The organism is Actinoplanes italicus (assembly GCF_003001815.1).
In the GTDB taxonomy this organism is placed as follows: Bacteria; Actinomycetota; Actinomycetes; order Mycobacteriales; family Micromonosporaceae; genus Actinoplanes; species Actinoplanes italicus.
Genome location: NZ_PVMZ01000004.1, coordinates 455028 through 469491, shown reverse-complemented (window position 1 = coordinate 469491; position 14464 = coordinate 455028). Strand labels below are relative to the sequence as shown.

The 14464-nt window shown below is 70.3% G+C and carries 19 protein-coding genes; 10 read left to right on the top strand and 9 right to left on the bottom strand.

Translation table 11 applies throughout. The annotated features are described in order from the left end of the window. The first annotated feature begins 7 nt into the window (after positions 1-7). Positions 8-772, top strand: a complete 765-nt coding sequence (locus CLV67_RS13455; protein ID WP_106317996.1) for a MerR family transcriptional regulator — start codon at positions 8-10, stop codon at positions 770-772. Between the two features lie 10 nt (positions 773-782). On the opposite strand, the gene CLV67_RS13450 is transcribed toward CLV67_RS13455, so the two are convergent. Both CLV67_RS13450 and CLV67_RS13445 read right to left on the bottom strand, forming a co-directional pair. Then, positions 783-2702, bottom strand: a complete 1920-nt coding sequence (locus tag CLV67_RS13450; RefSeq protein WP_106317994.1) for a S9 family peptidase — start codon at positions 2700-2702, stop codon at positions 783-785. 88 nt (positions 2703-2790) lie between these two features. Continuing rightward, the gene (locus tag CLV67_RS13445; RefSeq protein WP_106317992.1) at positions 2791-3402 is read right to left on the bottom strand and encodes a TetR/AcrR family transcriptional regulator; all 612 of its coding nucleotides are present in this window, start codon (positions 3400-3402) and stop codon (positions 2791-2793) included. Between the two features lie 94 nt (positions 3403-3496). Here CLV67_RS13445 and CLV67_RS13440 point away from each other — a divergent pair, with 94 nt between their 5' ends. Then, positions 3497-4180, top strand: a complete 684-nt coding sequence (locus tag CLV67_RS13440; protein WP_106317990.1) for a GOLPH3/VPS74 family protein — start codon at positions 3497-3499, stop codon at positions 4178-4180. A 101-nt stretch (positions 4181-4281) separates the two neighbouring features. Here the strand turns inward: CLV67_RS13440 and CLV67_RS13435 are convergent, their stop codons facing one another. Further along, the gene (locus CLV67_RS13435) at positions 4282-5853 is read right to left on the bottom strand and encodes an alpha/beta hydrolase (RefSeq protein WP_203736919.1); all 1572 of its coding nucleotides are present in this window, start codon (positions 5851-5853) and stop codon (positions 4282-4284) included. A gap of 163 nt (positions 5854-6016) precedes the next feature. On the opposite strand from CLV67_RS13435, the gene CLV67_RS13430 reads away from it, so the two are divergent. Together CLV67_RS13430 and CLV67_RS13425 are read left to right on the top strand one after the other, a co-directional pair. Continuing rightward, positions 6017-6403: a hypothetical protein gene (locus CLV67_RS13430; RefSeq protein WP_106317988.1), complete on the top strand. Its 387-nt coding sequence runs from the start codon at positions 6017-6019 to the stop codon at positions 6401-6403. Positions 6404-6422: 19 nt separating this feature from the next. Continuing rightward, positions 6423-6872: a GNAT family N-acetyltransferase gene (locus CLV67_RS13425; protein ID WP_170153831.1), complete on the top strand. Its 450-nt coding sequence runs from the start codon at positions 6423-6425 to the stop codon at positions 6870-6872. 150 nt (positions 6873-7022) lie between these two features. Here CLV67_RS13425 and CLV67_RS13420 read toward each other — a convergent pair whose 3' ends face one another. Then, on the bottom strand, positions 7023-7682 hold the full coding sequence (locus CLV67_RS13420) for an MSMEG_1061 family FMN-dependent PPOX-type flavoprotein (protein WP_106317984.1): 660 nt from the start codon (positions 7680-7682) through the stop codon (positions 7023-7025). 100 nt (positions 7683-7782) lie between these two features. Between CLV67_RS13420 and CLV67_RS13415 the strand changes: the two genes are divergently transcribed. From CLV67_RS13415 to CLV67_RS13400, 4 genes are all read left to right on the top strand, one after another. Next, entirely contained in the window at positions 7783-8133 is a 351-nt protein-coding gene (locus CLV67_RS13415) for a hypothetical protein (protein ID WP_106317982.1), read from the top strand. After that, the gene (locus CLV67_RS13410) at positions 8117-8563 is read left to right on the top strand and encodes a MerR family transcriptional regulator (RefSeq protein ID WP_239166092.1); all 447 of its coding nucleotides are present in this window, start codon (positions 8117-8119) and stop codon (positions 8561-8563) included. Before CLV67_RS13415 ends, CLV67_RS13410 begins: the two co-directional genes overlap by 17 nt. A 149-nt stretch (positions 8564-8712) precedes the next feature. Beyond that, positions 8713-9060 carry a YnfA family protein gene (locus tag CLV67_RS13405; protein ID WP_106317980.1) on the top strand — a complete coding sequence of 116 codons (348 nt, stop codon included), beginning with the start codon at positions 8713-8715 and terminating at the stop codon, positions 9058-9060. A 49-nt stretch (positions 9061-9109) separates the two neighbouring features. Beyond that, complete coding sequence (locus CLV67_RS13400; protein ID WP_106317978.1) at positions 9110-9754, top strand: GNAT family N-acetyltransferase; 645 nt, start codon at positions 9110-9112, stop codon at positions 9752-9754. A gap of 13 nt (positions 9755-9767) precedes the next feature. On the opposite strand, the gene CLV67_RS13395 is transcribed toward CLV67_RS13400, so the two are convergent. From CLV67_RS13395 to CLV67_RS13375, 5 genes are all read right to left on the bottom strand, one after another. Beyond that, a complete protein-coding gene (locus CLV67_RS13395) occupies positions 9768-10589 on the bottom strand; it encodes a hypothetical protein (RefSeq protein ID WP_106317976.1) in 822 nt (273 codons plus the stop codon). An 8-nt stretch (positions 10590-10597) separates the two neighbouring features. Continuing rightward, positions 10598-11059 (bottom strand): SRPBCC family protein, encoded by a 462-nt coding sequence (locus tag CLV67_RS13390; RefSeq protein ID WP_106318222.1) that lies wholly within the window; start codon positions 11057-11059, stop codon positions 10598-10600. A 62-nt stretch (positions 11060-11121) separates the two neighbouring features. Then, a complete protein-coding gene (locus CLV67_RS13385) occupies positions 11122-11433 on the bottom strand; it encodes a hypothetical protein (RefSeq protein WP_203736917.1) in 312 nt (103 codons plus the stop codon). After that, the gene (locus CLV67_RS13380; protein ID WP_106317972.1) at positions 11352-11618 is read right to left on the bottom strand and encodes a hypothetical protein; all 267 of its coding nucleotides are present in this window, start codon (positions 11616-11618) and stop codon (positions 11352-11354) included. The genes CLV67_RS13385 and CLV67_RS13380 overlap by 82 nt, the downstream gene beginning before the upstream one ends. A 311-nt stretch (positions 11619-11929) precedes the next feature. Further along, positions 11930-12493 (bottom strand): AAA family ATPase, encoded by a 564-nt coding sequence (locus tag CLV67_RS13375; RefSeq protein ID WP_203736916.1) that lies wholly within the window; start codon positions 12491-12493, stop codon positions 11930-11932. A 59-nt stretch (positions 12494-12552) separates the two neighbouring features. Between CLV67_RS13375 and CLV67_RS13370 the strand changes: the two genes are divergently transcribed. Further along, positions 12553-13035 carry a GNAT family N-acetyltransferase gene (locus CLV67_RS13370; RefSeq protein WP_106317970.1) on the top strand — a complete coding sequence of 161 codons (483 nt, stop codon included), beginning with the start codon at positions 12553-12555 and terminating at the stop codon, positions 13033-13035. A 113-nt stretch (positions 13036-13148) separates the two neighbouring features. Beyond that, positions 13149-14429: an RICIN domain-containing protein gene (locus CLV67_RS13365; protein ID WP_239166091.1), complete on the top strand. Its 1281-nt coding sequence runs from the start codon at positions 13149-13151 to the stop codon at positions 14427-14429. Positions 14430-14464 lie beyond the last annotated feature (35 nt).

The window sequence follows — 14464 nt, the reverse complement described above, 5'->3', positions numbered from 1 at the left end:
AGACGATGTGGCCTGGAGCACGCGGCAGCTCGCCGAGCTCGCCGGCACCACGGTGAACGCCGTCCGGCACTATCACCGGCTCGGCCTGCTCGAGGAGCCGGAACGCCGGTACAACGGCTACAAGCAGTACGGCGCCCGCGACCTCGCCTGCCTGCTGCGCATCCGGCGCCTCGTGGAGCTGGGCATCCCGCTGTCGCGGATCGGGCCGGGCGGCTCGGGCACCGACATCGCCCCGGACGTCCTGCGGCAGGTCGACGCCGAGCTGTCAGCCGAGGTCGAGCGCCTGCAGAGGGCTCGCGCCGACATCGCCGTCATCCTGCGCGACGGCATCGCGGCCGACGTGCCCGCCGGCTTCGAGTCCGTCGCCCCTCGCCTGTCCGCGGCCGACAGCTCGCTGCTGCACATCCACGCCCGGCTGTACGACGACGAGGCGATGAAGGACGTTCTCCGGATGGTGGAGACCGACACCGACCCGGTCAACGCGGAGTTCGACCGGCTCGCGGCCGACGCTGATGAGGCTGCCCGGCAGGACGTCGCCGAGCGGCTGGCTCGCGTCATCGCCCGGCAGCTCGCCGACTATCCCTGGTTGAACGACCCGGCCGCGCACCTGACCCACAGCGAGGACGTCACCCGTCAGACCTTCGTCGACGCCGTGGCCGCGCTCTACAACCCGGCCCAGGTCGACGTGCTGGGCCGGGCGAGCATCCTCGCGCAGCGGCTGCGGCGCGAGGCAGGTGCGGCACCGGCCGACGGGGACCGGGCCGGCGCCTGACGGCGACCGCTCACTCCGGCGAGCCGGCGCCCAGGTATCGCGCGAAGTGCCGTTCGATCGCACGGTGCAGGCGGACCTGATTCTCGGTGTTGTCGAAGCCGTGCCCCTCGTCGGCGGCGAACAGGTGCTCGACGGGAACGCCGCGCCGCCGCAAGGGCTCGACGATGCCGTCGGCCTCGGCCTGCACCACGCGGGCGTCGTTGGCGCCCTGGGCCACCAGCAGGGGCGTCGTGATCTTGTCGATCATGGCGATCGGTGAGCGCGACCGCATGTCGGCCTCGGCCGCCGGATCGTCGGGATCGCCCACGTAGGCGTACCAGCTGTTGACGTTGTACGGCCTGGTGAACGGCGGCAGGTTCCGCAGGAAGCCCACGAGGTCGGAGACACCGACGTAGTCGACGGCGGCCGCGAAGTAGCCGGGCTCCAGTGCGGCGCCCATCAGCGCGGCGTAGCCACCGTAGGAGCCGCCCATGATGCCGATCCGCGCCGGGTCGGCGTGACCCCGCGCCACCGCCCAGTCGGCGGCGTCGATGAGGTCGGTGTGCATGGCCCGGGCGAACTCGCCGATCGCGGCGGTCGTGTGCCGCCTGCCGTAGCCGGTGGACCCGCGGAAGTTGACCTGCAGCACGGCGTAGCCGCGATTCGCCAGCAGCTGGGCCTGCGGATGGAAACCCCACGTGTCGTGCAGCCAGGGTCCGCCGTGCACCAGCAGCACCAGGGGAAGCGCCTCCCGGGCGGTGCCGGGCGGGAGTGTGAGGAAGCCGTGCAGGGGCAACCCGTCACGGGCGGTGAACCTCACGGGCTCCATCGCCGCCAGGTCGGCCGGGTCCAGGTGCGGGTAGGGCCGGAACAGCACGCGGCTCTCGCGGGTCGCGTGGTCGTAGAGCCAGGTCACGGCGGGGTCGCGGTCATGGACGAAGGTGGCGATCCAGCGCTTTTCGCTCAGGTCCGAGGAGAGGGTGCCGAGCACGCCGTCGGAGAGCGCCGCCAGCTCGGCGTACACCTCGGCGAATCGATCGTCCAGGACCTCGATGCGTGGCCGGTCGCCCACGAAGCGGGCCGCGATGACCTCCCCGGTCCGGCGGCTGGTGAACACCGTGGGCGGGAGCACGCCGGGCGCCATGGTGCCCAGGATGTCCAGGCTGTGGCCCTCGACCGCGGCGATGACCGTCTCGGCGCCGGTCTCGCGGTCGAGACGCAGCAACCGGAGGTCGTCGGATCCGGTGTAGGCGCCGACGAGCAGGCCGGTGCCGTCCGGGGTCACCAGCTGCGGCTGCACGCCCACCGGATATTCCGCGCCACCGAGGCGTCGCAGCAGCCGCCGTTCGCCGCTCGTGCGGTCGATCGCGGACAGTTCGAGTGTTCCGTCGGCCGCCAGCCGTGCGGCGAACGCGGGTTCGCCGGAGTGATCCAGCAGCACACTCTCGCCCGGATCGGCCTGCTCGTGATGCAGCGTCGTCTCGCCGGTGGCGACGTCGATCCGGAACAGGTCGATCGCGATCGGCCGCTTGTTCATGGCGACGAGCATGCTGCCGGGGTGCGACGGCAGCGCGTCGGCGCCGAAGACACGCGAGCCCGGCGGCAGGGGAGTCAGGTCGACCGGTGCCCGGTCGGGCGCCTCGAGGTCGGCCCGGTACAGATGCCAGTCCTCGTTGCCGTCGGTGTCCTGCAGGTACAGCAGCCACCGCGTGTCGTCCGGCCAGTAGTAGGTCGTGATGCCCCGCCGGGCGTCGTGGGTGACGCACACCGCGTCCTCGTGCTGCTCGTCGACGCGGCGGACCCACACGTTGCGCCGTCCGTGTGCCGGTGCGAGGTAGGCGATCCTCGTGCCGTCAGGCGATATCGAGGGATTCGCGAATGCGGGGTCGGTGAAGAACTCCTCCACCGGGATGGAACGCGCCGTGGGCCGCCCACTCGTCGGCTTGTTCATGTGACAGCTCCCCGAAGTCGTCCTCGGCCCAGTCAAGACCGTGTTCCCGCAACACAGTCAAACCGGGATGAAGCCGCGATGCCGGCGATCAGGCGGATCCCGGCCAGCAGGCCATCGCCTGGTCGACGATCTCGTCGAGCTCGGCGCGGCCGAGGCCGGTGGCGGCGTGCACCGGGATGCCGAAGCCGAGCGTCATGACATAGCGGGCCAGCCGTTCCGGGTCGGTGCCGCCGGGCAGGTCACCCTCGTCGGCGGCGCGGCGGAACCGCTGCTCGAGCCGCGCGACGGCTTCGGCGCGGAACCGGACGAGCGCGTCGTGCGCGGGGCGGTTCTCGTCGGATGCCGGGAGTGCCCCCTGGATCGTCAGGCATCCCGCGAAACCCTCGGGCAGGGTCGAGGTGCGTACCGACCCGCGCAGCAGCGCCTCGGCCACCGCCCGCGCGGTCGGCTGATCGAGGGCGTCGTCGAAGTAGCCGGCCGGGCCGTCGGTGTAGCGCCGCAGGGCCTTGTGGAACAACTGCTCCTTGTTGCCGAAGGCCGCGTACATGCTGGTTTTGGTGATCCCCATGGCGCCGGTCAGATCGGTGAGGCTGGCGCCCTCGTAACCCTGCTCCCAGAACACGCGCATGGCGCATTCGAGCGCCTCCTCGGTGTCGAAGCCGCGGGGCCGGCCGATCACGGTGTTCCGGGTACCGCCCATCCCACTAGCGTACCTGTCGGTACAGAAGTTGACCGTGTCGCCGCAACACGGTTTGTACTGGAGACGGCCCGCTCCCTCACGAAAGGCACCACCGATGACTCAGCAGACCGGGACGGCGACGTTGGCGGAGGACCTGCTGCTGGTGCTGTTCCAGCCGGACTCCGCGACGATCGCCGGTGAGAACACGCTCTTCTACACCCTCGGTGGCGCGGTACTGGCCGACCTCGCGCTCGGCGGGCACGTGCGCCACGATCAGCGAACCACGCAGGTCGAGGCGGTCACCGGCAACCCGCCGTCCGACGACATCCTGCGGTCGGCCTGGGACTACACCGCCGAGAAGCCGCGCGGTGTGCAGACGGTGCTCGCGGCGGTCGGGCCGCGGCTGCGCGGCCCACTGCTGGACCGGCTCGTCGAACGAGGCGACCTGCGGCGCACCCGGCGCAAGACGCTCGGCCTGTTCACCACCACAGTCCTCGAGGACGGCGGAAACGGCCGCCGCTCCCGGCTCGTCGAGGAGATCCGCCGGGTGCTGGTGGACGGCGGGCAGCCACAGCCCCGGGTGGCGGCGCTCGCCGCACTGCTGTCCGGCAGCGGCACGCTCCCGCAGTTCTCCCGGGAGATCCCCTGGACCACCCCGGTCATCACCCGCGCCGGGCAGCTGCAGCGCGGCGACTGGGGCGCCGACGCCGCCGCGGCGGCCGTCACGCGCACGATCACCGCGTCGATCATCAGCACCGTCCTGGCGGCGACAGCGGTGGCACCCGGCAACGGCGAATAGAGATCGAACCCTTGCCGGGGTACGGCCATGGCCGTACCCCGGCAAGATCGTTCGTCAGCTCGGACGGCAGGAGACGTCCCGCGCCGTGTACGTGGGAGAAGTCAGGAGTCGCACGTGGTGCCCTCCTCGGGAAGTTCGAGGTCGATCAGGTAGGCGGCGGCGATCCTGTCGACGCACGGGTTCGTTCCGGCCATGACGACGGTGTGGCCCTCGCCGCGGACGGTGAGAAGCGTGCTGCCCAGCGTCTCGGCGAGCCGGATGCCGCCGGCGTGTGGCGTGGTGGGGTCGCCGGTGATCGACACGACCAGGGTGCCGGGGAGGCCCGTCACGTCGTCGGCGTACGGGTATCCGAGGGTCGGCCGGGCAGGCCAGTGCTCACAGCTGTCCCGGGCCCCGGAGAGCACGTCGGCGCCCGGGTCCATGAACGGCGCCTGCCGGTAGGTCGCGGCCCGCAGCTCGCCGCCCTGCTGCTCGGTCAGCCGTTCCTCGTCCATGCAGTTGATCGCGTAGTTGGCCTCGGCGAAGTTGGGCCAGGCGCCCTTGGCGTCACGGCCGGAGAAGTCGTAGCCGAGTTGCGCCAGCTCGTCGCCGCGGCCCTGCCCGATCTGGGTGATGCCCTTGATGATGCGCGGCCACGCGGCCTCGGCGTAGAGCCCGGAGATCACCCCGCCGATCGCGGCGTCGAAGGTGAGCTCGCCGCCGAGCGCCGGTACGGGTGTGGCGTACAACGGTTGCATGATCTTCTGGAATTGCGTGGTGGCGGTCTTCGGGTCACGGCCCAGCGGACAGCCGGCCTGCTTCGCGCAGAACGCGGCCATGCGCTCGAAGGCGGCCTGGAATCCGGCGTAGGCGCCGACCCGGCGTTCGAGGGTGCCCTGGGTCGGATCGATGCCGCCGTCGAGCAGCATCGCCCGGACCCTGCTCGGGAACTGCTCGGCGTACACCGCTCCGAGGCGGGTGCCGTAGCTCTGCCCGAGGAACGTGAGCTTCTCGTCGCCGAGGACCGTGCGCAGGATGTCCAGGTCGCGCGCCACGTCGCGGGTGCCGAGGTGGGCCAGGTTCTCCGGGCCGCCGCTGCCTCGCACGCATCGGTCGACGACCGCCTTGGTGTCCTGCTCGGTCCACTGGACGGTGGTGCCCTGTGCGCTGAGCGTCACGGTGCCGCGGTCGGCCTCGGCGTCGGAGAAGCAGTCGACGGCGGGCACGGTCGCGCCCACACCCCGCGGGTCGAAGCCGACCAGGTCGAACCGGCCGGTGAGAGGGCTCTTCGCCTTGTCCAGGCCGAGCGCGGTGGTGGCGGTGGCGAACAGCCCGGATCCGCCGGGCCCGCCGGGGTTGAGCACCAGTGAACCCAGCGCGTCGCCTGGGGCGGACCGTCGTGCGACGGCGATCTGGACGGTGCGTCCGCCCGGGTCGTCGTAGCTAAGCGGAGCCTGCATGCGGGTGCACTCCAGGCCGTCGACCATGCCCATGACGGTGCTCTCGGTCGCCGTCTTCGCGTAACCGTCGCACTTCTCCCACTGCAGGGTCTGCCGGTGGAAGCGCTCCAGCCCGGCCGGCGTGCCGGAGGACGACGGGGACGGTTTCGCGGAGGTGCAGGCGGTGAGCGGCATCAGCACCGCGGTGATCGCGGCCATCAGGCGTACGGGTTTTCCGGTGGTCAGGATGGACATACCTCGATGACATCAGTCGATCGACGCCGCGATCAGAGCCGCAGTGTCACTTGAGGACGTGACGTGGTGTCACTGGCAGACACGTCGCGTTCCCCGGCCGGGGAGGTCCGGGCACGCCGGCAGCGGAATATGCTGACTGCCCGCCGCGGCCGAGGAGTTGGTTGTGCCCCACGTGACGCTGTACGCGCTCGAAGCCGATCTCGCCGGGCGCGAGCCCCACGCCATCGGGCAGCTGACCGACGCGGTCGTGTCCGTGTACGGCGAGTGGGCCCGCGGCTCGGTCGACGTCCGGCTCATCGGCATCCCCGCCGGCCGTTGGGCCCGCGGGGGAGTGCCCGTCACCACGGCCGCGCCGTCGGTCACGTTCGGCATGCGCGAGGAGGTCTTCGCGCGGGCCGACGCGGTGAAGGTGATCGCCCGGCTCGTCACCGCGTTCACCGACGCCGTCTCCGCCGTGTTCGGCGACGATTGCCGCGACGAGGTCCTGGTCGAACTGGTCGGCCAGCCCACGACGCGCTCCGGGCTCGGCGGGAAGGTCATCAGCGGCTGACCCCGGCGATACTTCCGGCGTGACGACCATCGTGCCGGTGACACCGGACCATCCCGCCTTCGATCAGGTGGCCGCGCTGTTCGACGACTACCGGGTGCACTACGGCCGGCCGGCTTCGCCGGAGGCCACCCGATCATGGCTGTACGCGCAGCTCGTACAACATCGGCTCTCTGCCTCTGCCCTTGTCCGTGAGGGCCGGGTCTGCGGGTTCATCACGTTCGCGGTGCTGCCGGCCTCGCTGATGCTGGGCGCCGTGTGGTCGATCCGCGACCTCTACGTCGCGCCGCCCCACCGTCGCGCCGGTGTCGCGAAGGCCCTGCTCGTGCACGTCGTGCACGACGCCCGCGCGGCCGGAGCGCTGCGCGTGTCCCTGCAGACCGAGACCGGCAACGCAGCGGCGCTGGAGCTCTACACGAGCATGGGCTTCCAGCGCGTCACCGGTCTCGAACTTCTCAACCTGATCACGTGAGCGCACTGGCGCATGGACGTGCGATTCCCCGGCCTCGACGGCACGGAATGCCGCCTCACCCGCAACGGCGTGGTGTGGTTCTGGCCGGCCGTCGCCGTCCGTCAACGGCCCGCTGCCGGTGTCCTGCGTCGCCGTCTCGAGCGTGATCCGTCACTCGTAGCGGTACTTGAGCGCGTCCGCCTCCGTCTTCTCGATGTCGGCGATCGTCAGGCCCGGCATCCGCAGCTGGGCCAGCGTCACCTCGGCCGAGGTCGGCTGGGCGTCCACCGGCAGCCACTGCTCCGGCTTCCAGACCCCGCCGCGAATGAGCGACTTGGGGCAGTGCGGGTAGACCTCCTCGATACCGACCACCAGCGCGCTGGCCGGCGGCTTGCCCACCGCGGTCAGCTGCGACAGCAGGTCCGGCCGGGTGGAGACACAGGCGCGACCGTTGAGCCGCAGCGTCGTCGTGCGCCCCGGGATGACGAACAGCAGCCCGGCCCGCCCGGTGACGATGATGTTCTCCAGGCTGTCGAGACGCTTGTTACCGGTCGCGTCCGGGATCGCCACCGTCCGCGAGTCCAGGACCGAGACGAAACCGGCCGGGCCGCCGCGCGGGGAGACGTCACAGTTGCCGTCGGCGTCGACGCTGGCGACCAGGACGAGCGACGCACAGGCGATCAACTGCCGGGTCTGTTCGGTGAGTTCGGTCATCTGCTTGCGTACGGCTGCTTCGCTCGGGGCCTCGTAGACCCGGCGCAGCGCCTCCCGATCGGGCAGGGCGTCGACGAGCAGCGCATCGAAGGCACTGGTGGCGAGATCTGCTGTCATGACGCCGACCCTATTCGACGGCGTCACCGCATCAGGTCCCTCATTTTCAAGGCCCGAAGGACTTGCATTCGGTACGCAGGTACAGGTTTACCGTCGTTGCATGAGCGACACCGACCCGGCCCGGGTGCCCGAAGTGTGCACCCTTCCCACCGCTGAGCAGCCGTTACGGCTTGCCGAGTTCGACGCGCTGTTCGCCGCGGCACTGCGCGGCATCACCACGACCGGCCCGACACGAGCGCGGCTCGAGCTGGCCGGCCCGGCCGGACTGGCCGGGACGGCGCGGGACCTGACCGCGCGGGAGAGCAGCTGCTGCTCCTTCTTCACCTTCACCGTCAGGACGGTGCCGGCCACCGATGAGGAGACGGTGACTCTGGAAATAGAGGTGCCGCACGAGTACGCCGACGTGCTCGCGGCCCTTGTCAGGAGGGCCGCCAGTGCCGCCGATCGGTAGTGGGCTGCGCACCGGTGAGGTCGCCGAGCGGGCGGGCGTCAACATCCAGACGCTGCGCTACTACGAGCGGCGTGGCCTGCTGGCCGAACCGGTCCGCTCGACCGGCGGGCACCGGCTCTACCCGGCCGACACCGTCGCCCTGCTCACCGTGATCAAAGCGGCACAGCGACTCGGGTTCACCCTCGACGAGGTCGCCGGGCTGCTCGACGCCGGCCGCCGACGGCACCCCAGCGCCGATCTGCGGCAACGCGCCCTCGGCAAGATCGCCGAGATCGACGCGAAGATCGCCGACCTGACCGCGATCCGGACCACGCTGACCGAGGTCGCCGACGCCCGCTGCGACAGCCTCACCAACTGCACCTGCACCGACTGCCCGATCCCGTACCTCACCATCGGCACCGCCGAACGCCCCGACGGTGACCCCGCATGAACCAGCCCCACCCGCCCGCCGTCGACACCGGCCCACCCACCCGCAGCGCGGCTGGGTGCGGCACCGGAAGCTGTGGCTGCTGAGCCACCGATCACGCGGCGGCATCCCGCCGGTCCGCGGCCCCGGTCCGGTGTGCTGCCATGGACGATATGACGATCATCCGATCCATCCTGCTGTTCGCCCTCGCCGCCGTCGCGGAGATCGGCGGCGCCTGGCTGATCTGGCAGGGCGTACGCGAACACAAGGGCTTGCTCTGGATCGGTGCGGGCATCGCCGCCCTCGGTGCTTACGGCTTCGTCGCGACGTTCCAGCCGGATCCGAACTTCGGTCGCATCCTGGCGGCCTACGGCGGCATCTTCGTCGCCGGCTCCCTGGTCTGGGCCATGGTCGTCGACAGGTTCCGGCCGGACCGGTGGGACCTCATCGGCGCCGCCATCTGCCTCATCGGCGTCGCCGTGATCATGTACGCGCCCCGGGCCACCGTCGCCGCGGCATGAGTGCGGAATTCGGATGCGGCGGCCGGGAAGGCTGATTAGCGTCCCGGGCGTGGCCCACACCTACCCGCCGCTCAACGTCGAAGTCCGCACGCCCCGGCTGACGCTCGCCGGAGCCTCCGACGAACTGCTGGAACGCCTCGTGCCGCACGTGCGGGCCGGGATCGCCGACACCGAGCCGTGGCCGTTCGACGACCCCATGTCGCTCTACGCCGACAACCCGGAACGCGAATGGCGCTGGCTGCGCGGCATCTGGACCGGCCGCGGCCGGGTGGCCCCCGACCTGTGGCGGCTGTACTTCGTCGTGCTCGCCGACGGCGAGGCGATCGGCATGCAGGATCTCATCGGCAGAGACTTCGCCCGCTTCGGTACGGTCTCCAGCTTCTCGTGGCTGGCTCCCGGACGCCGCGGGCAGGGCCTCGGCAGGGAGATGCGCTCGGCGATCCTGCACCTGGCGTTCGCCGGTCTGGACGCACGCGAGGCCGGCAGCGACGCCTTCGCCGACAACGAGGCCTCCAACCGCGTCTCCCGTGCCCTGGGCTACGAACCGAACGGCACCGACTGGGACAGCCGCCGTGGCGAGCCCGCCCCGATCCAGCGGTGGCGGCTCACCCGCGACGTGTGGGAGAAGAACAGCCGCGACGACATCGAGCTGATCGGCGTCAAGGAGTGCCGGCCGGTCCTGGGCATCCACTGACGTCGCGACGGGATCAGCGGGGTGGCCGCGGAGATGTCCAGACCAGCAGCGCGGGGGCGGCGAGCATGAGCAGGATGCCGCCGGCGGTCAGGGCGAGCATGGACAGTGAGGTCGTCGGCGTCCCGTACGAGTAGGCGCACATCAGGAACACACCGGGATCCGGATCGGGAGTCAGATGCCCCAACTGGACGATGGGGGTGGCGACCTCCTCGACGACGGACAACGCCGGTACGAGAGCGAGCACACCGCCGCCGATGAGCGCCGTGCTCCGCGCCCACCCGCCCGGGCTGCGGGTCACGGTCAGCACAGTCAGCACGACCGCCGCCGCCAGGGTGAGTGTCGCCGGCATGGTCGGGTGCAGCAGCTCGGTGTGGTCGTCGGCCGCATAGATGGGGTAGAGACCGATCAGAACAGCCGGGACCGTCACCAGGATGATGAGCACGCTCCGGTGCCACCGGCGTAGCCCGGTCCGCTCGGGCAGAGCCGCCACCACCAGCGTCACGCAGATCAGCGCGCCGAAGTGCAGTGCCGCAGCGAGCTGGCCCAGGCGCAACCGGCCGGTCCAGTACCCGGTGACAGCGTCGTCCGCGATCGGGCAGCCGTTCGGACCGCGAGGCGGCGGCGAAGGATAGGTCAGCCACGTAGCGGCGAGGTCGGCAAGAGCCGCGCCGGCCAGCAGAAGGCCGAACAGGCGCAGGGCACGGTGCCGGCCGGTCAGTGCCGCACCAGCGGACAGGGCCAGCATCGCCACGGCCTCGGCGCCGTACCGGATCTCTTCCGAGCCCATGCCCGCGCCGACCGCGGAGACGACGGCGGCCGCGCCGAACACGACCATTGCCGGGATCAGGATGCGTGACCCGCTTCCACGAGGAGGGCGATGCGGTCCAGCGAGGCTCTCAGCCGGTCCGGGGTCGTCGACCGGGCGCGGGGAATGCGTCGCTCGTCGGTCAGATCCGTCCAGTCGTACGTGTGGGTGACCCGTGTGTGTACGGAGTCGACCGGCTCGAGCTCCCACCGCCACAGGTGGCCGGGTGCGGGCTGCCCCGGCTCCGCGGGCCGCCACGCGATGCGGCGTCCTTCAACGAACTCGACAACATGGTTCTCCCGGACGTTGCCCGAGGTCGTCGTCATGACGAAGATCTCGCCCGCGGCCCGGACCCTCTGCCCGGCGGGAGCCTCCGACAGGTTGGCGTTGCCGTCCCAGCGGGGTTGCTGCGACGGGTCGGCGATGAGTTCGAAGATCTCCTCCGGCCGTGCCGCGATGTCGCGGCCGGCGCTGACGATCCGCCCGGGGTCAGGGTTCATGGTCACCCCACCATCCCAGCACGCGACCGGAAGATCCGTCTGCCCCGCTGTCGACGTGAGCCTCAGCCATGCCACGGTCCGGCGCGGAACGTGACTCTGTCCTGTGTGACGTCGTACACGAGCATCGGCGGCAGAGCGTCGTAACAGCCCTCGGCGTACATCTCCACGCCTTTGCCCAGGTGTTGCCCCATACGCCGCAGGATCGCGCAGAGGTCGTCCAGGCGCTCCTGTCCCTGCAGCTCATGGAGGCTCACGTCCCCGAGGATCACCTCGTGCGTCCACACCCGGAAGATCAGCTCGATGTACGGCCGGGGCCACACCCACAACGCCCGCGGCCAGTCCTCCGGGTGGGGTACGAACAGATCGGCAGCCACCGCCGGAACCGCGACACGCTCATCGCCGTACTCGTGTACTCGGCACGCCAGCCGTCGGCCCGGATCAGCTCGAGGAACGCCTGCCAGTCCTCCAGGGTGGTGTCCTCGACCGCGATATCCGGGACACTGCCGTTCTGCACGGGATCGAACCAATCCCGCACCACGTCCCACTCCAGCTCACGCACCGGACCATCGTGGTTCCGATCAAGAAATGGATCAACCGGATTGTACGAGGGGCGCGTCCCGATCCCTCCGGTGGTGAGCGCGGTGGGCATGATGGCCGGGTGGAAGCGGATCTGGAATGGAATCGCGGCCCCTCCCTGTGCGTAGGACCGTGGACGGCAGAGGCCGACACTGACATCCTCGGCGATGAGGGTCGTGGTCCGGCTGGCCCGCGCGGTGGGTGGCAGCGTCGTCAGCGTTCAGGTCGAGGGCGACTTCGACCGGATTCTCGAGGCGAGGATCGAGACCATGCTGGACCTGCTGGGACCACGCGTCAGCGGGCCGGCCACGGAACGGAGGCCTCGGCCGGGCCCCGGGCCAGGATCTCGTCGACCGTGTCCTCGGGCGTCTGACCGGAGGTGTCGAGCCACAGCCCGACGCGGGGTGTGTGACGCCGGAGACCCTCGTCGAGCTGCTCGATCGCCCAGACGCCGTAGGCGGCCTTGCCTCGGGCGGCCTCGCGCGCCGCGATGGCCTCGGGAGAGGGCGCGAGCACGACCACCAGCAGCGGGCGGTTCCGGATCATCGCGATCATGTCGGTGAGGTCGTCGCCGAGGATCACGTCCTGGATGATCACGGTGAAGCCGGCGTCGAAGTAGGCGTCACCGACCTCGGCGGCCAGCCGGTAGCGCAGCCGGAGCTGGCTCAAGGCCTCGTCGGACGGGTCGGGAGTCATCTCGGCGCGGCCGCCCACGACCATGCGGCGGAAGACGTCACCGCGGACGTGCACCGATCGGGACAGGCGCTCGGCCAGTGCCTGGGCGACGGTCGACTTGCCGGCCGCCTGAATGCCGGTGATGAGCACGATCGCGTGCCCGATGACGTCGTCTGCATGCACCGGGCCAGCTTGCCCGGTCCCGGGTCGAGGTCGAGCATCGCCTTCGGCAGGATGTGAACATGTCAGTGAAGATTCGCAGGGCGGTCCCGGACGACATCGACGGCATCGTCTCCGTGGGCCGGCGGACCTGGCCCTCGACGTACGAGTTCGCGGGTGCCGACTACGTGGCGACGGGTCTGGCCACCTGGTGGTCGCGCGAGGCGGTCCAGCGAAGCCTGGACGCCACGACCGTGCTGGTGGCGGAGGACGGCCCGGCGATCGTCGGCACCGGCAACATCGACCTGCGGCCGGAGGTCCCGACCGTCTGGAAGCTCTACGTGGTGCCCGAGGTGCAGGGAACCGGCACCGGTTCGGCGCTGCTGAAGGAACTGCTGAAGGTGGCCGGCGGTCTACCCGTACAGCTGGAATATATCGATGGGAATGCTCGTGCGGCGCGCTTTTACGCTGCTCACGGATTCGGCGAAGTGCGACGTGAGTCCAATCTGAACCCCGGCTGGCCGGACTCCGTGTGGCTGCGGCGACCGGCGGCCCGAAAGTTTTAGGAAGATGTTTTAACTATTAGGACTGTTAACCTTGCCAGGTCGGGCATAGATATCTGAGGATGTACGCCAGCGGCGCCGCCTTCCCCCGCCCCTCCAGTCCTCGAGGTATCCACGTGGCCAGAAAGCTACTCGAACGCGCCCTCGTGGCGACGTTGGCGCTGCTCACCGCTATCGCCACCGGTCTGCTCGCGCACGTCGCCCCCGCCGGCGCGGCGGCACCGTTCAAGGTGCTCGCCTTCTACAACGGCACCTGGGACGCCGCGCACATCGATTTCGACAAGGAGGCCCGGGACTGGTTCCCCAGGGCCGCCGCCCAGAACGGCTTCACCTGGGAGGCCACCACCGACTGGAGCCGCCTGAGCGCCTCCGGCCTGGCCGGCGTCCAGGTGATCATGTTCCTGGACGACGGGCCGCCGGCCGAGCGCCGGGCCGCGTTCCAGACGTACATGCAGAACGGCGGCGGCTTCCTCGGCTTCCACGTCAGCGCGTTCACCACCAGCGCGAGCTCGTGGAGCTGGTACTACAACACGTTCCTGGGCTCGGGGAACTTCGCCACCAACACGTGGGGCCCGACCGCCGAGACGCTGCGGATCGACAACCGTAACCACCCGTCCACGGCCGGGCTGCCCGCCACCATCCAGTCGTCGGTCAGCGAGTGGTACTCGTGGAGCAACGACCTGCGGCAGAACCCGAACATCGACATCCTGGCCTCGCTCGACGCGTCCACGTTCCCGGTCGGCACCGACCCGAATCAGCAGTGGCGCAGCGGCTACTACCCGATTCTCTGGAGCAACAAGAACTTCAAGATGCTGTACGCCAATTTCGGCCACAACGCCATGAACTATGAGACCAACACGCGTACGTCGTCGACATTCGCCAGCGCCCAGCAGAACCAGTGGCTGATCCAGGGCCTGAAGTGGCTCGCCGGCCAGGACCCGGCCACCCCGCCGCCCGCCGACAGCCCGATCGACCCGGCCGCGTGGTATCCGGTGACCAACAAGAACAGCGGCAAGTGCCTCGACGCCCGCGCCGCCGGAACCGTCAACGGCACCGCCATCCAGCAGTACACCTGTAACGGCACGAACGCGCAGCAGTACCAGTTCGCCACCACCGACAGCGGTCACGTCCGCATCAACAACCGCGGCAACGCGGCCCAGGCCCTCGATGTGACCAATGTGTCCACCGCCGACAATGCCAAGATCCAGACTTGGGCGTACGGGGGAGGCGCCAACCAGCAGTGGCAGCCCGTCGCCGAGGGCGGCGGCTACTACCACTTCGTCAACCGCAACAGCGGCAAGTGCCTGGACGTCCCCGCCGCGAGCGTGGCCGACAGCGTCCAGCTCGTCCAGTACACCTGCAACGGATCCGCGGCCCAGAGCTTCCGCCTCGGATAACCAGCGGCTGGTCGGTGGCCCGGCCCCCTCGCGGG

What these genes read in the sequence shown, in the direction of transcription:
- CLV67_RS13450 (WP_106317994.1), bottom strand. Translation starts at nt 2,702, where the DNA reads ATGAACAAGCCGACGAGTGGGCGGCCCACGGCGCGTTCCATCCCGGTG.
- CLV67_RS13445 (WP_106317992.1), bottom strand. Translation starts at nt 3,402, where the DNA reads ATGGGCGGTACCCGGAACACCGTGATCGGCCGGCCCCGCGGCTTCGAC.
- CLV67_RS13440 (WP_106317990.1), top strand. Translation starts at nt 3,497, where the DNA reads ATGACTCAGCAGACCGGGACGGCGACGTTGGCGGAGGACCTGCTGCTG.
- CLV67_RS13435 (WP_203736919.1), bottom strand. Translation starts at nt 5,853, where the DNA reads ATGTCCATCCTGACCACCGGAAAACCCGTACGCCTGATGGCCGCGATC.
- CLV67_RS13420 (WP_106317984.1), bottom strand. Translation starts at nt 7,682, where the DNA reads ATGACAGCAGATCTCGCCACCAGTGCCTTCGATGCGCTGCTCGTCGAC.
- CLV67_RS13415 (WP_106317982.1), top strand. Translation starts at nt 7,783, where the DNA reads ATGAGCGACACCGACCCGGCCCGGGTGCCCGAAGTGTGCACCCTTCCC.
- CLV67_RS13405 (WP_106317980.1), top strand. Translation starts at nt 8,713, where the DNA reads ATGACGATCATCCGATCCATCCTGCTGTTCGCCCTCGCCGCCGTCGCG.
- CLV67_RS13395 (WP_106317976.1), bottom strand. Translation starts at nt 10,589, where the DNA reads ATGGTCGTGTTCGGCGCGGCCGCCGTCGTCTCCGCGGTCGGCGCGGGC.
- CLV67_RS13390 (WP_106318222.1), bottom strand. Translation starts at nt 11,059, where the DNA reads ATGAACCCTGACCCCGGGCGGATCGTCAGCGCCGGCCGCGACATCGCG.
- CLV67_RS13370 (WP_106317970.1), top strand. Translation starts at nt 12,553, where the DNA reads ATGTCAGTGAAGATTCGCAGGGCGGTCCCGGACGACATCGACGGCATC.